Origin of the sequence: Clostridium sp. CAG:221 (genome assembly GCA_000435835.1) — a bacterium.
Classification (GTDB): domain Bacteria; phylum Bacillota; class Clostridia; order Clostridiales; family Clostridiaceae; genus Clostridium.
The window spans coordinates 108,130-124,983 of sequence record FR883429.1 but is presented as its reverse complement, the minus strand read 5'-3'; the positions used below and the strand labels follow the sequence as shown (position 1 = coordinate 124,983).

12 protein-coding genes and 2 pseudogenes are annotated in these 16,854 nt (G+C 30.9%); all 14 read left to right on the top strand.

Annotated features, from left to right (window positions below; all coding sequences use genetic code 11):
• Positions 1-60 precede the first annotated feature (60 nt).
• The 14 genes and pseudogenes from Q5O44_RS14975 to Q5O44_RS14910 all read left to right on the top strand — a co-directional run bounded on the left by Q5O44_RS14975 (position 61) and on the right by Q5O44_RS14910 (position 16,579).
• On the top strand, positions 61-867 hold the full coding sequence (locus Q5O44_RS14975) for a sensor histidine kinase KdpD (RefSeq protein ID WP_291661875.1): 807 nt from the start codon (positions 61-63) through the stop codon (positions 865-867).
• A 14-nt stretch (positions 868-881) separates the two neighbouring features.
• Positions 882-1,148, top strand: a complete 267-nt coding sequence (locus Q5O44_RS14970) for a hypothetical protein (protein ID WP_022169264.1) — start codon at positions 882-884, stop codon at positions 1,146-1,148.
• A gap of 53 nt (positions 1,149-1,201) precedes the next feature.
• Positions 1,202-1,600, top strand: a complete 399-nt coding sequence (locus Q5O44_RS14965; RefSeq protein ID WP_022169263.1) for a DUF6762 family protein — start codon at positions 1,202-1,204, stop codon at positions 1,598-1,600.
• Between the two features lie 38 nt (positions 1,601-1,638).
• On the top strand, positions 1,639-3,435 hold the full coding sequence (gene pepF, locus Q5O44_RS14960; protein WP_022169262.1) for an oligoendopeptidase F: 1,797 nt from the start codon (positions 1,639-1,641) through the stop codon (positions 3,433-3,435).
• Positions 3,436-3,437: 2 nt separating this feature from the next.
• The gene (locus Q5O44_RS14955; RefSeq protein WP_022169261.1) at positions 3,438-4,403 is read left to right on the top strand and encodes a rhomboid family intramembrane serine protease; all 966 of its coding nucleotides are present in this window, start codon (positions 3,438-3,440) and stop codon (positions 4,401-4,403) included.
• Entirely contained in the window at positions 4,400-5,014 is a 615-nt protein-coding gene (locus Q5O44_RS14950; RefSeq protein WP_022169260.1) for a hypothetical protein, read from the top strand. The genes Q5O44_RS14955 and Q5O44_RS14950 overlap by 4 nt, the downstream gene beginning before the upstream one ends.
• A 42-nt stretch (positions 5,015-5,056) precedes the next feature.
• On the top strand, positions 5,057-6,169 hold the full coding sequence (locus tag Q5O44_RS14945; RefSeq protein ID WP_022169259.1) for a glycosyltransferase: 1,113 nt from the start codon (positions 5,057-5,059) through the stop codon (positions 6,167-6,169).
• Positions 6,170-6,281: 112 nt separating this feature from the next.
• Positions 6,282-7,628, top strand: a complete 1,347-nt coding sequence (gene gdhA, locus Q5O44_RS14940; protein ID WP_022169258.1) for an NADP-specific glutamate dehydrogenase — start codon at positions 6,282-6,284, stop codon at positions 7,626-7,628.
• A gap of 254 nt (positions 7,629-7,882) precedes the next feature.
• Positions 7,883-9,454: pseudogene (locus tag Q5O44_RS14935) on the top strand (type IIA DNA topoisomerase subunit B); the annotation flags it as partial.
• 776 nt (positions 9,455-10,230) lie between these two features.
• Positions 10,231-12,141, top strand: coding sequence for a group II intron reverse transcriptase/maturase (ltrA, locus tag Q5O44_RS14930; RefSeq protein ID WP_022169255.1), 1,911 nt, complete (start codon positions 10,231-10,233; stop codon positions 12,139-12,141).
• Positions 12,142-12,230: 89 nt separating this feature from the next.
• Positions 12,231-12,608 (top strand): annotated as a pseudogene (locus Q5O44_RS14925) (DNA topoisomerase IV subunit B); the annotation flags it as partial.
• Between the two features lie 23 nt (positions 12,609-12,631).
• Complete coding sequence (locus tag Q5O44_RS14920) at positions 12,632-15,526, top strand: DNA topoisomerase IV subunit A (protein WP_022169253.1); 2,895 nt, start codon at positions 12,632-12,634, stop codon at positions 15,524-15,526.
• Between the two features lie 128 nt (positions 15,527-15,654).
• Positions 15,655-16,191 (top strand): DJ-1 family glyoxalase III, encoded by a 537-nt coding sequence (locus Q5O44_RS14915; RefSeq protein ID WP_022169252.1) that lies wholly within the window; start codon positions 15,655-15,657, stop codon positions 16,189-16,191.
• Positions 16,192-16,303: 112 nt separating this feature from the next.
• Positions 16,304-16,579 (top strand): hypothetical protein, encoded by a 276-nt coding sequence (locus Q5O44_RS14910; protein ID WP_022169251.1) that lies wholly within the window; start codon positions 16,304-16,306, stop codon positions 16,577-16,579.
• Positions 16,580-16,854: the final 275 nt, after the last annotated feature.

Sequence of the window (16,854 nt, the reverse complement as noted above, 5' to 3'; positions counted from 1 at the left end):
ATAAAAATAATCATGCCTATATTTAATAAATTAAAAGTATTGGGAAATTTAGCTGATAATATGGTTGAAGGAAAGTTTAATAGTGAGATTATTGATTTTAAAGAAGGGGAGCTTTTTATATTCTATAATAAGTTTTTATCTATGGGAGAAAGACTGAAAAAAGCTTTAAATGATCTTCAAAATGAAAAAATACTTTTGAAAGATATAATAAGCGATATATCACATCAATTAAAGACACCTCTTGCGGCACTTATATCTTATAATGATATTTTAAAAAATCATGAAAGTATGTCTGTAGAAGATAAAAATATGTTTATAGAATTTACTTCAAAGCAATTAGATAGAATGGAATGGCTTATAACAACCTTATTAAAATATGCCAGAATAGAAAGTAATGTTGTGAAATATAATAAAGATACAATACCATTAAAAGAAACTATAGTTAATGCCATAGGACCTCTAAGGTTAAAAGCAGAAGAAAAAAGTCAAAAAATAATTTTAAATTGTCATAGCCAAGGATATTATCTTCATGATAAAAAATGGATGGAAGAGGCTATTAGTAATATTATAAAAAATGCTATTGAACATACAGAAAATAATGGTATTATAGATATAAAATTAGAAGAAACACCTTTATCTATAGGAATTTCAATAAAGGATAATGGAGAAGGCATAAAAAAGGATGAACTTAGAAAAATCTTTAATAGATTTTATAAAGGAGAAAATTCATTGAATCCTACCAGTATAGGTATTGGCTTGTCATTAAGCCGTAAAATAATAGAGGCACATAACGGCACTATTACAGTGGAAAGCCAGCTTAATAAAGGTACTACATTTTATATAACATTTTTAAAAGGAATAATATAAGGAGAGATTAACAAATGAGAAGCGATAAAATAGAAGAGTTAATGGACATTTATGAAACACTAGTGGATGCAGGAGTAACTTTTTATTATGAAGATGAAGAAATTTCTCATGGAGAAGTAACAAGTCTTACTTTTAATGAAGATGATACTGTGGATATAGAATTAGATGAGTCAGAAAACTTTACTGTAGAAGTAAAAGATTTCATTAATAATCACTCAAAAGAAGGAATGAATTATCATTGTTTTGAAACAGTAAGAAAATTTGATAAACTTTTAAGCTAATATTATAATAAAAATATATGAAAATTTTACAAGAGAGAAATAGGAGAAATGCAATGGATTATTCAAGTTTAATATTAATGGAAAGAGATAATGAAACAGGATTTGTATCGAAGGAGGTTGGAAGTTTTCAAGTTTCAGAAGGTGCTGAATTTGTAAAAAACTTCTATGTAAAAGGTGATACAGTTTACTTCATATTTGATACAAAAGAGGATGTAGAAGAATGGCAATATTCTGCTATTTATGATTTATTTGATTATGAATTATTTAAAGGTGAAGGGTTAGATATAGAGGATATAGAAGATGAATATAATCCAACATTTTTAGTAAAGTTTGAATATAAGGATGATTATGATTATTTAAAAGAAAAATTAGATCTTTGTATAGAATTAGTTGAAGAATCAATGGAAAAGGTATTTAAGGATATTGAGGGGAAAGAAGAAGAGTATAAATAAGAAAGGAGTGCTACAGTGTAGATTGTAGCGATAGGGCTATGGAAGATAAGGTTTTAAAGAAAAGAGAGGAAATAAGAGAAGAAGATAAATGGCTTGTAAATGAAATATACAGCAGTGATGAAGTATGGGAAAAGGAATTTGAAGAGCTTAAGACAGAAGCACCTAAATTAAAAGAATTTCAAGGAAAGCTTGGTTCTGGGGAAAAGCTATTAGAATACTTTGAAGTAAATGAAAAAATATCTAGAAAAGCTGAAAAGATTTATATATATGCACATTTAAGAAGTGATGAAGATACTGCCAATACTAAGTATCAAAGTATGATGAATAGAATAGATGCCTATATGGCAGAATATGCTACATATTCAGCTTATTTTGTACCAGAAATTCTTTCACTGGAAGATGGATTTGTTGAAAAAGAAATAGAAAGATTAGATGGCTTAAAAGAATATAAATTTTTACTAGAAAACATCCTAAAGGAAAAACCACATGTTTTAAGCGAAAAGGAAGAAGAACTTTTAGCAGCAGCATCTGATTGCCTTGATGCACCATCGTCTATTCATAATATAATGACTAATGCAGATATGAAATTTGGTGATATTAAAGATGAAGAAGGACACACTGTTGAATTAACAGAAGGAAATTATTCTTCATTTATAAGATCAAAAGATAGAGCTGTTAGAAAAGCTGCATTTGAAGGATTATTTAAAGAATATAAGGCCTTTGAAAATACTTTAGCAACCACTTTATCAAGCTCTATTAAAACTTTTAATTTTGGAGCCAAAATAAGAAATTATAATAGTGCACTAGAAGCATCATTAAAACCAAATGATATACCAGTTGAAGTATATACTAATGCCATCAAGACAATTGATGAAAACTTATCAAGTCTTCATAGATATGTTTCGTTGAAGAAGAGATTATTAGGGTTAGATGAAATGCATATGTATGATTTATATGTTCCTGTTATTGAACTTGATAAGGAGCATATAGAGTTTGATAAAGCTGTAGAAATGATTATTGAAGGACTTACACCTTTAGGAAAAGAATATTTAGATATATTTACTCAAGGAATTAAGGATGGTTGGGTAGATAAATATATGAATAAAGGTAAAAGAGGCGGCGCATATTCATGGGGTGGATATGATACTAAGCCATATGTACTTTTAAATTATAATTATCAATTAGGTGATGTATCAACATTAGCTCATGAAATGGGTCATTCAATACATTCATACTATTCAAGAAAAGAACAAAGCTATTATTATGCAGGATATACTTTATTCTGTGCAGAAGTAGCATCAACTACAAATGAAGCTCTTTTAATACATCATTTAATAAATACTGAAAAAGATAAGAAGAGAAGATTATATTTAATTAATCAAGAGTTAGAGCAAATTAGGACTACTGTATTTAGACAAATGATGTTTGCTGAATTTGAACTTTGGACTCATGAAAGCTTTGAGCAAGGAATGGCGTTAACAGCTAAAGATTATAATGCAAAATGGCATGAGTTAAATGTTAAATATTTTGGTGAGGATATGATAGTTGATGAAGATATAGATGTTGAATGGTCAAGAATTCCTCATTTCTTTACCGATTTTTATGTATATCAATATGCAACAGGATATGCAGCAGCATCAGCTTTTGCTAAAAATATTTTAGAAGGAAAAGAAAATGCTGTAGAAAAATATGTAGGATTCTTAAAGAGTGGTGGAAGCGACTACCCAATAGAAATATTAAAGAAAGCTGGCGTAGATATGACTACATCTGAACCACTACAAGCAACTATCGATAGATTTAATGAATTATTAGAGATGTTAGAGAAAGAAATATAGTAATGGATAAATTTGAAAAAAAGCTTTTTAATACTTTGGTAAGCAAAGCAGGTTTTTACATAAGAAGTTTTTATAGTGAAAGCCTTAAGAAAGAACAATGGATAGCAATTTTAGAAAATGAAAGTATGCTTTATTCTATAATAATAGCAGAAAACTCATATAATGTTTCACTTTATGATGAAACATATAAATATCTTAAGTCTTTATATAACAAAAACATTGTGATAAATGAAATTGTAACTATTGAAGGTTCTTATGATTATTATGAACATGATAATATGCTTATTTATTCATTAAGAGATAAGAAAGTAGTTTACAGCAGCAATAGCTGTAAACTACTTATTCCTATTATTAATGAAATGGATATTACGAAAAAGACCAATAATAAAAGAGATAAATATATGATGTTGACTAACATATTAATAGCTATTAATTTGTTAGTATTTTTAATATCTGCCTGGATTTCGAAAAATATATTTGATATAGATATATATACTTTAATAATCATGGGAGCAAAAGTAAATTCTCTTATTGATAAAGGGCAGGTTTGGAGGTTGATAACCTGTGCCTTTCTTCATGGAGGGTTAATTCATATATTTTTTAATATGTATGCCTTAAAAATATTAGGGCCAGAAATTGAATATGTTTATGGAAAAGTAAAATATTTAGTGATATATTTACTGTCAGCTATTGCAGCAAGTATATTTAGCTATATTTTTGGACCGCAATCAGTTTCAGTAGGAGCTTCAGGGGCTATATTTGGATTGTTTGGCGCAATGCTCATATTTGGCATAAAACATAGAAAGCAAATGGGAAAAGCATATATGATGAATATTTTACAGGTTATCTTTGTAAATGTAATAATAGGTATAAGTAGCAGCAATATAGATAATGCAGCTCACTTTGGTGGCCTTATTGTTGGGGCATTAATAGCATTATTATTAGGTGAGAGGAGATCGTTAAAATGACCATTAAAGAAAACAAACCACTTTTAGTTAATCTCATTTATATGGCAGTACTAATTATAACTTTTATATATAAGTATGCAATAAAGGATTATGATGAGTTGTTTAGGATAGGTTTAGCAGCAGTCACTGCATGGATTGTTTATTTTGTATGTAAAATAACATTTTTAAAAAAATCTGAAATATGCTTTTATGTAATATTAGCTTTTACTTTTTCCTCCATATACTTAGGAAATGTATGGGATTTATATAGAATAATTCCTATCTATGATAAATTGCTACATTTATTATCGGGTGTAATAATTGCTATCATAGGATTTGTATTATTTTTATATTTAAATAACGGAAATATTAAAGGGGATTTTAATACTTATTTTGTAGTTATATTTTCTATTATATTTTCTATTGCAGCAGCAGGATTATGGGAGATATGGGAATTTTCCACTGATATGCTTTTTGGATTTCATTCACAAAATAATAGTCTTATAGATACAATGATGGATATTATATGTGGAAGTATTATGGGTATAATAGCTAATATACCTATATATTTATACATCAAAGGAAAAAATATATCTTTTATAGAAAAGATTATTGATGAAATAAATAGGTAAAGTAAGAAACTATATAAATGGTTATGAAGGGTATGATATGACATGAATGTACTCATACTGACTGCAGCTACTGGTGGTGGTCATATAAGGGCGTCAAATGCGTTAAAGAATTATTTTAAAGAAAAAGATAAGGCCATTAACGTAAATGTAGTGGACACTTTTAAGTATATAAATCCGTTGCTTGATAAGACAGTGAGCAATGGATATTTATATCTAGCTAAGAAAACTCCTAAATTATATGGAAAGCTATATAAGTTAAGTAATGATAAACCAATGATGAATAATTATATTAATAGGATGAATAGTATATTTGCCAGAAAGTTAATACCTCTTATTGAGGAATTTAAACCACAAATAATACTTACAACTCATCCTTTTTCTACTGAAATGATTGCTTATTTAAAGATGAAAAATAAGATTAATATCCCTCTTATATGTGTAATGACAGATTATAGTTCACATAATGCTTGGATAAGAGATAATGTAAATGAGTACATAGTATCCAATGATGATATGATGAAGGAAATGATAAAAGTAGGTGTAGATAAGGAAAAAATACATTCTTTTGGTATTCCCATTGACGAGGATTTTTATGATGAAAAAAAGAAAAGCTTTTATATAAATGATGTTAATTCTAATCATCATAAAAAAGTTATCCTTATGATGGCAGGAAGTTTTGGCGTGAAGAATATACTTGCAATTTATGAGGATATTATAGATATAAACTATGATTTTAAATTAATTATAATTACTGGCAAAAATAAAAAACTTTATGAAAAGTTTAAGGAAAAAGTTGCTTTAAGTAACAGAGATATAGAGCTTATATATTTTACAGATGAAATTGTTAAGTATATGAAATGTGCCCATATGATAATTACCAAACCAGGAGGGCTTACAGTAACTGAAGCATTAGCATGTAATACACCTTTAGTAATCTTTGATGCAATACCAGGTCAAGAAGAAGAAAATGCAGATTTTCTTGTTAAGAATAATATGGCTATAAGATTAAGTAGTAATGATAAAAGTATAAGAAACACCATTGAAGCTCTATTAACTAATGATGAAAAGTTAAAAACAATGAAAAAGGCATGTATTGCTTTTGATAAAAGTAAATCTTGTGAAAATATATTTGATTTAATAAAAGAAATAAAATAATAAAAAAATAAGGTTTATTTTACGAAAATATTAAATTTTTACAAAACATTACTTTTTTTCTTCCAAAAGGATTATAATAGAGGGTGAAGAAATTTTAAGGGGGCCTACAAACGTGAGAGGAATTGAATATGTAAATTACGTATTGGAACAAGTTGAAAAAAGAAATAATGGTGAGAAGGAATTTAATGATGCTGTGAAGGAAGTATTAACTTCTATTGCTCCAGTATTTGATGTTCATCCAGAATATGTTGAAGCTGGGATTCTAGAAAGAATAGTTGAACCTGAAAGACAAATATTCTTTAGAGTTCCATGGGTAGATGATAAAGGAAAAGTACAAGTAAATAGAGGATATAGAGTTCAATTTAATAGTGCAATTGGACCATACAAAGGTGGGCTAAGATTACATCCAACTGTTAATGCAAGTATTATTAAATTTTTAGGTTTTGAACAAATATTTAAAAACTCTTTAACAGGACTTCCAATAGGTGGAGGAAAAGGTGGATCAGATTTTGACCCTAAAGGTAAATCAAATGGAGAAGTTATGAGATTCTGTCAAAGTTTTATGGCAGAGCTTTATAAACATATAGGACCTGATACTGACGTGCCAGCTGGTGATATTGGAGTAGGAGCTAGAGAAATAGGTTATCTTTATGGATATTATAAGAAATTAAGAAATGCAAGCCATATGGGAGTTTTGACAGGTAAGGGATTAAATTATGGTGGTAGCCTTACTAGAACAGAAGCTACTGGATATGGATTAGTGTATTTTACAGAAGAAATGATGAATGATAATAACATGTCTTTTGTAGGTAAGAGAGTTGTAATTTCAGGTTCAGGAAATGTAGCTATATATGCAACTCAAAAAGCTACAGAATTAGGAGCTAAAGTTGTTGCACTTAGTGATTCTAATGGATATATCTATGATGAAAATGGAATTAATTTAAATGCTGTAAAGGAAATAAAGGAAGTTAAGAGAGGAAGAATCAAGGAATACTTAGATTATGTACCTACTGCTGAGTATCATGAAGGATGTAGAGGTATATGGAATATTAAATGTGATATTGCTCTTCCATGTGCTACACAAGGAGAACTTGATTTAGAATCAGCAAAGGTATTAATTGCTAATGGAACAAAAGTTGTTTCAGAAGGAGCTAATATGCCTACATCATTAGATGCTATAGCAGAATTACAAGGAGCAGGTGTATTATTTGGGCCAGCTAAGGCAGCTAATGCTGGTGGAGTTGCTTGTTCTGCTCTTGAAATGTCACAAAATAGCATGAGATTATCATGGACATTTGAAGAAGTAGATGCAAAATTAAAAGATATTATGACTAATATTTATAAAAACTCTGCAGAAGCAGCTAAAGAATATGGCTGTGAAGGAAATATATTAGCAGGAGCTAATATAGCAGGATTTATAAAAGTTGCAGATGCTATGATGGCACAAGGAATTGTTTAGAAGTTAAGAAAGTTAAGAAGTTAAAAATTATAGAAGAGTTCTCAAAGATTTTGGGAACTCTTTTCTTTTTTGCGGGATAATATGTAAAGAGAAATTAAAATATTATAATTAAAAGTTTTTAATGCAAGAGATAATAACTGTAAAAGGAAAAAATAAATAGATGTAATCGAAAGTATGTTTTGTTAAAATATAAAAATGTGATAGAATAGTATAGTTAAAAAATTAAAGAATGGTTTTTGGAGGTTCGAAGGGACATGGAAAATAAAGTTAAGTATGATGTAACTGACTTAACGTCACTTGAAAAACTTGAACCAGTAAGAGTTAGACCTGGGATGTATATTGGGTCTACTGGAACAAAGGGATTACATCATTGCATATGGGAAATATTAGATAACTCCATTGACGAAATTTCTAATGGTTATGGAAATAAAGCAAGCGTTATTTTAAATAGAGATAAAAGTGTAACAATTATAGATAATGGTAGAGGGGTTCCAACAGGAGTACATCCAATTAAGAAAAAAACAGGGGTGGAAATGGTTTATACTGAACTTCATACTGGTGGTAAGTTTGATAATAAAAATTATAAGACATCAGGAGGACTTCATGGTGTTGGTGCAGCTGTAGTAAATGCGTTATCAGAATGGCTAGAAGTAGAAGTTCATCAAAATGGTAATATATATAGACAGAGATTTGAATATGCCTTTGATAAAGAAATAGGTAAGGATATGCCAGGTACAGCAGTTACTCCTTTAGAAATAGTAGGTAAGTCAAAGGATACTGGTACAAGAGTAACTTTCAAACCATCAAAGGAAGTATTCAGTACTACAGAATTTAAGTTTGATATCATAGATGAGAGATTAAAAGAGTTATCATTCCAAAATAAGGGGATATATTTAGAGCTTATAGATAGAAGAAAAGATGAAGAAGTAAAGAAGGAATACTATTCAGAAAATGGTCTTTTAGACTTCATTAAGTATTTAAATGAAAGTAAGACACCAATTCATCAAAATCCTATTATATTTGAAGGAGAAAGAAATGTAGATAATACACAGATGTTTGGTGAAGTATGTATTCAATTTACAGATTCAACAACTGAATATATAGCAAGTTATGTAAATAACATTCCAACAACAGAAGCTGGTACACATGAAAGTGGATTTAAGACTGGGATGACAAGAGCATTTAAAGAATGGGCTAAGAAATTGGGATTAGTTAAGGAAAAAGATAAGGAATTTGAAGGTGATGATTTAAGAGAAGGTATGACTGCCATCGTTAGAATCAAGATAACAAATCCTGTCTTTGAAGGACAGACTAAGACTAAGCTAGGAAGTTCAGAAGCTTATACAATGATGAATGATTTATCTTATACAAAATTCTGTGAATGGATAGAAGATAATAAGGAAGTAGCTACAAGCCTTATAAACAATGCTTTAGCAGCAGCTCAAAGAAGAGAAAAAATCAAAAAAATCAATGAAGCAGAAAAGAAAAAAGTAGGAAAAGGAACAGCACCTCTTGCAGGAAAGATAGCTGTATGTACTTTAAAAGATAAAAGTGTAAATGAATTTATTGTGGTGGAGGGAGATTCTGCCGGAGGTTCTGCAAAACAAGCTAGAGATAGAAGATTCCAAAGTATAATGCCATCAAAAGGTAAGATTATGAATACTGAAAAGCAAAAGCTTGAAAATGTCTTAGCATCAGAAGAACTTAAGATATTTAATACTGCTATAGGTACAGGAACATTAGATAATTATAAAGAAGAAGATTTAAAATATGACAAAATAATTATTATGAGTGATGCCGATGTTGATGGATATCATAGTGCGACACGTTGCTAGTTGAAAAGACTAGCCACTAGCTCCTAGGAGCTAGGAGAACTAACAATTTGAGAGATGTAGAATGAAGGAGTAACGTCCCGAAATGCACCCCTAATACTCCGACATGCAGGAATTTGGGTAGACAATGAACTGTGTGGAGCTCGGTGAAGACGGCTGAGAGTACACCCTAACATGGTATCTAAGATAGCATAGAGGAAAAGCGAACCAGAGGTGGTCGAGTGTATGATAGGTCGGGGGTCCATAAAATGTCCATGGTGAGAATGTTACGATGTGTAAGCAAAGTGACTGACGAACTTCCGAATGTACAGTCCTATAAGCCTGAAGTAATCGAAATGTTACTCACACCGAAGTTGTGTGGTCTTGTGAGGAAAAGTAAGATTTGTGGTCATGAAATTCCTTATGTTGTTACAGGCAACATTACGCAAGACAGGATTAAAGGAAGCACCTAAAGACATATGTAAGGATATTAGTTGTTGGAACGTGGAAAGCCAAGAACATGGAGGAGCTACATCCTATGAAGTGTTGAGATAGAAAGGTAATACAGATTTAGGGAAACTTAAATTTGAACTATAATATTTCTTAATCTTGGTGAGAGTAGTGCCACAGTACCGTTGAAGCAGTGATAATAAGCTGTGGAGGGATAGGCACAAGTCAGATTATAACTTTAAACTTTACTACTAGAACAATCTAGTAAAACAATTTTTGAAAATTAGGTTCGAGTAAGACTAAGAGAAGCGAAAAACACCGTAAGGAGTAATAGCTAACTAATGACACATTTTGACGGAGAGAAAATAGCGAAGAAAACTTCTCTTAGGAATAATGAGTACTACAGTACTCAAGAAATCTTTGATAAGCTTTATAAAGAAAGTAAGGCTAATAAAAAGTTTAAAAACTTAATGCCATTAATAGTAAGCGAAGAAAATATAAAATTAGCTTATAGAAACGTTAGAAAGAATAAGGGTAGTAAAACAAGTGGTACAAATCACAGAGATATCCGAGATATTTCTAAAATGAGCATTGAGGAAGTCATTGAATATGTTAGAAAAAGATTGGAAAATTACAATCCACAACCTGTAAGGAGAAAGGAGATACCAAAAGAGAATGGTAAAACAAGACCTTTAGGTATACCTACAATAGAAGATAGACTTATACAACAGTGTATAAAGCAAGTCCTTGAACCAATATGTGAGGCAAAATTTTATCACCATAGCTATGGTTTTAGACCTAATAGGTCAACTCACCATGCAGTATCAAGGGCAATGACACTAATGAATAAAACAAAACTACACTATGTTGTAGATATAGACATCAAAGGATTCTTCGATAATGTAGACCACTCCAAACTAATAAAACAAATGTGGAGCTTAGGTATTCAAGACAAAAACTTGATATGTGTTATAAATAAGATGTTAAAGGCAGAAATAAAAGGAGTTGGAGTTCCTAATAAAGGTACACCGCAAGGTGGAATCTTATCGCCACTATTAGCTAATATAGTTCTTAATGAACTGGATTGGTGGGTCAGTAGTCAGTGGGAAGCTTTTCCGACTAGGAAAAATTATAGTAAAATAAGAACACTAAAGTCAGGAAAAGCATATTTAGACCACTCAAATAAATACAGGGCGATGAAAGAATCAACAAAGCTAAAAAGAATGTTCATTGTCAGATACGCAGACGACTTTAAAATATTCTGCTCCAGTTATGAAGATGCTCAGAAAATATTTATAGCAACCAAGCAATGGCTGTCAGAAAGACTTCACTTAGAAGTAAGCCCTGATAAATCTAAAATTACCAATTTAAGAAAGAACTATACAGACTTCCTAGGTTTTAAACTAAAATTAAAGCCTAAGAGAAAACAATTTGTCTGCACATCACATATTGCTGATAAGCAGATGGAAAGAATACAGAACAAGATTAAAGAAGAAATTAAAAAGTTAAAAGCTGAACCGAGTAGAAAAGGGGTTATGAGATACAATTCAGTTATACTGGGACAGCATAATTACTACAAAATAGCCTCAGAGGTCAACACAGACTTCAAAATAATCGCTTATCGAGTCTTACGAAAACAATATAATCAGCTACGGCGAAGGTTTAAAGCAACTAAATATGTGGGTGCGAAAGAAAAGCTAAAAAGGTACAATAGGTACAAAATAAAAACCTATGTCCATAAGGTGAATAATAATAAAAAAGAAACCACATATGCAATACTTCCAATACAGGCGATAACGAATAAGCCACCTATGAACTTTAACAATGATATATGTAATTACACAGAATCAGGTAGAAAGTTAATTCACAAGGAGCTTGAAACGATAAGCTGGAAGATACTTAGGTATCTAAGAGATAATCCAGTAAAAAGCCAAACAGCAGAATACAATGATAACAGAATTTCGTTATACTCTGGACAATTAGGATTATGTGCAATCACTAAGCTACCTCTTGAAATAGAGGAAATGGAAGTACATCATAAAAAGCCAAGAAGTAAAGGTGGAACAGATGAATATAAAAATCTAATATATGTTAATACGTATGTACATAGATTAATTCATTGTACATCTGAAAACACAGAAAAAAGGCTTATGGAAAAACTTAAACTTACAAGCGAGATGATAAAAAAAGTTAATTCACTACGCAAATTATGTGGTAGTAAAAAATTGGGTGAAGTTAAAGCTATAATTTGAGGGAACGCCGTGTGCGGTGAAAGTCGCATGCACGGTGTGGAGCGGGGGAAAATTTGGAGATAATATCAAAGGATTACCTATCGCTATTCAGAACATTATGGATGACTTATATTTATAGATATATGAGACCATTAATAACTAATGGCCACTTATATTTAGCACAGCCACCTTTATATAAAGTTTATAAAACTGTAAAAGGTAAAGAAGTGTTTAAATATGCTTTTAGTGATGATGAGCTGGAAGAAGTTAAAAAAGAAATTGGAAAGGGCTTCTTAATACAGAGATATAAAGGACTTGGAGAAATGAATCCAGAGCAGCTTTGGGATACAACATTAAATCCAGAAACAAGAACTCTTTATAAAGTTACCATAGAGGATGCTGCAAAAGCAGAAAAAATGGTATCACTTCTCATGGGTGATGTAGTGGAGCCGAGAAAAAATTATATGTATAAATACGCAGAGTTTTAGAGTGGAGGAGAGGAGAATTAAGGATGGCAAAGAAAGAGATTAATATTCCTAGAGATAGGAACATCATGACAGTGCCAATAGAAGAAGCTATGCCAGATAATTATCTTCCATATGCAGTTGAAGTTGCAAAGGAAAGAGCACTTCCGGATGTTAGAGATGGATTAAAACCGGTTCATAGAAGGATTCTTTATGGATCATATCTGTTAAAAGCTTTTCCAGACAGACCATATTATAAATCAGCAAGAATTGTTGGGGATGTACTAGGTAAGTTCCACCCTCATGGTGATTCATCAGTTTATGAAGCAATGGTTATTATGGCGCAAGATTTCTCAACAAGAGAGCCTTTATTTGATGGGCATGGGAATTTTGGATCAATGGATGGAGATAGTGCAGCAGCAATGCGTTATACTGAGGCAAGGCTTTCAAGTATAGCTATGGAAATGTTAAGGGATATTGATAAGGACACAGTGGATATGGTTCCAAACTATTCAGATAGTGATTTTGAACCTAAAGTGCTTCCAGCAAGATATCCTAACCTTTTAGTAAATGGGACATTTGGTATTGCAGTAGGACTAGCAACAAATATACCTCCACATAATTTAGGAGAAGTAACAGATGGAGTACTAGCATGTATAGATAATCCAGAAATAACTACAGAACAGTTAATGGAATATATAAAAGCTCCAGACTTACCAACAGGAGGAATACTTATAGGTAAAAAATCTTTACTTTCTGCTTATGAAACAGGAGAAGGAAAAGTTACCTTAAGAGCTAAAACATCTATAGAGACATTGGAAAATGGTAGACTGGGAATTGTAATAACAGAATTCCCATACAGAAGATGTAAAGCAAAATTATTACAAACAATATCTGAAATGACTGGTGATAAAAAGCATCAAAAGGTTCTTGAAAGTATAGTTGATATTAGAGATGAATCAGATAGAAGCGGAGTAAGAGCTGTAATAGAGTTCAAAAAAGCTGCCACAAGAGAATCAGTAGATAAGGTTCTTAAATATTTATTTAAGAAGACTGATTTACAATGTAACTTAAGTTTTAATATGGTTGCTTTAGCCAATGGAAAACCAAAAACAATGGGGCTTAAAACTATATTAATGCATTATATTGAACATCAAAAGGAAATTATCACAAGAAGAACTATAAGGGAGTTAGCAATAGCAGAAAAGAGATTCCATATAGTTGAAGGTTTTATTAAGGCAATTAATATATTAGATGAAGTTATTGCTACTATAAGATCTTCAAAGTCTAAAAAGGATGCAGGAATAAACCTTGTTGCCAAATTTGGATTTACAGAAGAGCAGGCAGAAGCAATCCTAGAGCTTATGCTTTATAGATTGACTGGTCTTGAAATAACAGTATTCCAAAAGGAATATGCTGAGCTGGAAAAGAAAATTAAAAAATTAAAGAAAATTTTAGCCAGTGAAAGAGAACTTTTAAAGGTTGTTAAGACAGAATTAAAAGAAATCACTGATAAATATAGAAATCCAAGAAGAACCATGGTGGTGGAAAATGATAGCGAAGCTAAGATAGATGTGGAAGAGCTTATTGTAGTTGAAGATGTAATGGTAACTTTATCAAAGGATGGATTTATTAAGAGACTACCAGTAAGAAGCTACACAAGATCTAATTCTAATGCTGATGATATAGATTATAGAGATGGTGATGAACTTAAATATCTATTTAAATCAAATACAGCAGAGAATGTCTTAGTATTTACTGATAAAGGGAATATGTATCAAACTAAAGGTATAAATATTCCTGAATGTAAATGGAAAGAAAAAGGTGAAAGAATTGATTCTATTATCAAATCATTAAAACTAGAAGAAGAAAATATTGTATCTGCAATGTCAATAAATATATTTGATGCAGAGAGAAGCATTCAGTTTATTACTAATAAAGGTACTGTAAAGAGAAGTACATTAGATAAGTTTGTAACAAATTATAGCAAGCTACAAGCTTTAAAGCTTAGAGAAAAAGAATTTGTTGTAAGCTGTGTACTTGTAGATAGTGAATTTGATGGACAATTCTTAGAAGTAAAATCAAAACTAGGTTTAGAATTCAAGTTACAGGTACCGGTGATTGAAGATATGCAAAGAAATGTCTTAGGACAGCAGCTATTTAATCTTACAGCAGATGATGAAGTGGTTGAAGTAGCTTATACTAATGAGTTTGAATACTGTGAATTCTCTGTAGGACTTACGGCGAAGAATAATTTCAAAGCTTTTGCCAAAGCTAAGAAAAACCATAGATTAAAGGTGAATACTGATAATTTAAGTGATTTAATATTATTTAGTAATAAGGGTAATGTATATAAGGTTAAGGGATTCTTACTTACAAAGATCAATGAAAAAGAAATACCATTAACAAGTTTAGTAGATGGATTTAGTAAGGGTGAAAGAATTATAAATATTTATTCTATAAAAGATTTCACTATGGAAAAGATGCTGTACTTCTTCACGAAAAAGGGAATGGTTAAAAAGACTGCCTTAAGTGAGTATGGTGGAGAATATTTGGTTCAGCAAGGTTATAAATTCAAGTATGAAAATGATGAGATAATTGCTGTGGGAATGGCTGATGATGTTTTAAGTGATGTTATTATAGTAACTAAAGGTGGAATGGCTATTAAATTCTCCAGTGAAAATGTAAATCCAATGGGAAGAATAGCGTCAGGTGTTACTGGAATTAGTTTAAAAGATGGCGATGAAGCAATTGCTGCAAAAGTAAAAGAAAACTATGAAGACTTAGGTATAATAAATGATGATACAATAACATTAATATCTAAGAATAAGGAAAAGAAAGATATTAAGGCTATGGATATCAAGCTACAAAATAGGGCTGGAAGAGGAACTGTAGTTATGGTAACTGATCTTGATGATGAAGTTGTAGAAGCAAACTTTTAAGAATTAAGAATGAAAAATTAAAAATGAAAAAATGAGGTATAAATTATATACCTCATTTTTTTATATAAAAATAAGGATTTAGTGATAAAATATAACATAGAAATATAATTTAATAAGGAGAGATAGATATGAAGGTAGCTGTATTATTAGCAGAAGGCTTTGAAACTATAGAAGCATTAACAACAGTAGATATATTAAGAAGAGCAGGTGTAGAATGTCATACATTTGCTACAAAAAATCAAGAAGTAACAACATCTCATCATATAACATTAAAGGCAGATAAAGTTTTCAATGAAGAAATTAAAGAATATGATATGGTAGTATTACCAGGTGGAATGCCAGGATCAGTAAATTTAAGAGATGACGAAAGAGTTATTAATTTATTAAAAGAATTTAACAGTAACAATAAGAAGATTGCGGCTATTTGTGCAGGACCAATATCTTTAGGTAAAGCAGGTTTAAGTGAAGGTAAAAATGTAACATGTTATCCAGGATTTGAAGATCAATTAGGTAATTGTAATTATCAAGAGGAGTTAGTGGTTGTTGATGGCAATATAATTACAGGAAGAGGACCAGCTGCTGCCATACCTTTTGCTTTTGAAATATTAAAACAAATAGCACCAGAGAAAGTAGAAGAAATAAAAAAAGCAATGCTTTTTAATTAATGATGACTTAGATGATGAATTAAGGATGAGACTCAGAGAGTTTATTCCAAAATTCATCACTCATCATTCATAATTTATAAAATGCGTGCATTTTATTTAGTGAGGAGAAAATATGGAAAAGTGGACCATTAGAAATGTAAAATTTAATACTGTAGGCTTTGCAAAAGCATTAGGAGTTAGCCCCGTTGTGGCAAAGCTTATGGTTAATAGAGGTATATATGAATTAAATGAAGCAAAGGCTTTTTTAAATTCAACTATAGATAATTTTCATGATGGAAAGAGTATGAAGGATTTATCTAAAGCAGTAGCTTTAATGAAAGAGAGTATAGAAAACAATAAGAAAGTACTTATAGTAGGAGATTATGATGTAGGTGCGAGACGTTCCTAACTGAAAAGGTTAGGCATGCAGACGTAAATCTGTAGAGAACTGTTTGAGTGAGAAATGGAATGATTGGGTAACGCCTTGAAACATTTTCGATGATACTCCGACTTGCGGTTTGAAAGCTAAATAAAAATCGTAAGAAGCTCGGTGAAGTCGGCAGAAGTATTCCTAAGTATAGAAGTGACTAAAGTAAGGTTGGTTAAAAGCGGTCAGAGTCCACCTGCCCAAAAAGGTTATGAAAGTATATGGAATATGATATGCCGGTCGTCCTATAAACTGTC

Coding starts and splice junctions, on each gene's coding strand:
- Q5O44_RS14915 (WP_022169252.1), top strand. CDS start 15,655: ATGAAGGTAGCTGTATTATTAGCAGAAGGCTTTGAAACTATAGAAGCA.
- Q5O44_RS14965 (WP_022169263.1), top strand. CDS start 1,202: ATGGATTATTCAAGTTTAATATTAATGGAAAGAGATAATGAAACAGGA.
- Q5O44_RS14970 (WP_022169264.1), top strand. CDS start 882: ATGAGAAGCGATAAAATAGAAGAGTTAATGGACATTTATGAAACACTA.
- Q5O44_RS14975 (WP_291661875.1), top strand. CDS start 61: ATGGTTGAAGGAAAGTTTAATAGTGAGATTATTGATTTTAAAGAAGGG.
- Q5O44_RS14950 (WP_022169260.1), top strand. CDS start 4,400: ATGACCATTAAAGAAAACAAACCACTTTTAGTTAATCTCATTTATATG.
- Q5O44_RS14910 (WP_022169251.1), top strand. CDS start 16,304: ATGGAAAAGTGGACCATTAGAAATGTAAAATTTAATACTGTAGGCTTT.
- Q5O44_RS14955 (WP_022169261.1), top strand. CDS start 3,438: ATGGATAAATTTGAAAAAAAGCTTTTTAATACTTTGGTAAGCAAAGCA.
- ltrA (WP_022169255.1), top strand. CDS start 10,231: ATGACACATTTTGACGGAGAGAAAATAGCGAAGAAAACTTCTCTTAGG.
- pepF (WP_022169262.1), top strand. CDS start 1,639: ATGGAAGATAAGGTTTTAAAGAAAAGAGAGGAAATAAGAGAAGAAGAT.
- Q5O44_RS14920 (WP_022169253.1), top strand. CDS start 12,632: ATGGCAAAGAAAGAGATTAATATTCCTAGAGATAGGAACATCATGACA.
- Q5O44_RS14945 (WP_022169259.1), top strand. CDS start 5,057: ATGAATGTACTCATACTGACTGCAGCTACTGGTGGTGGTCATATAAGG.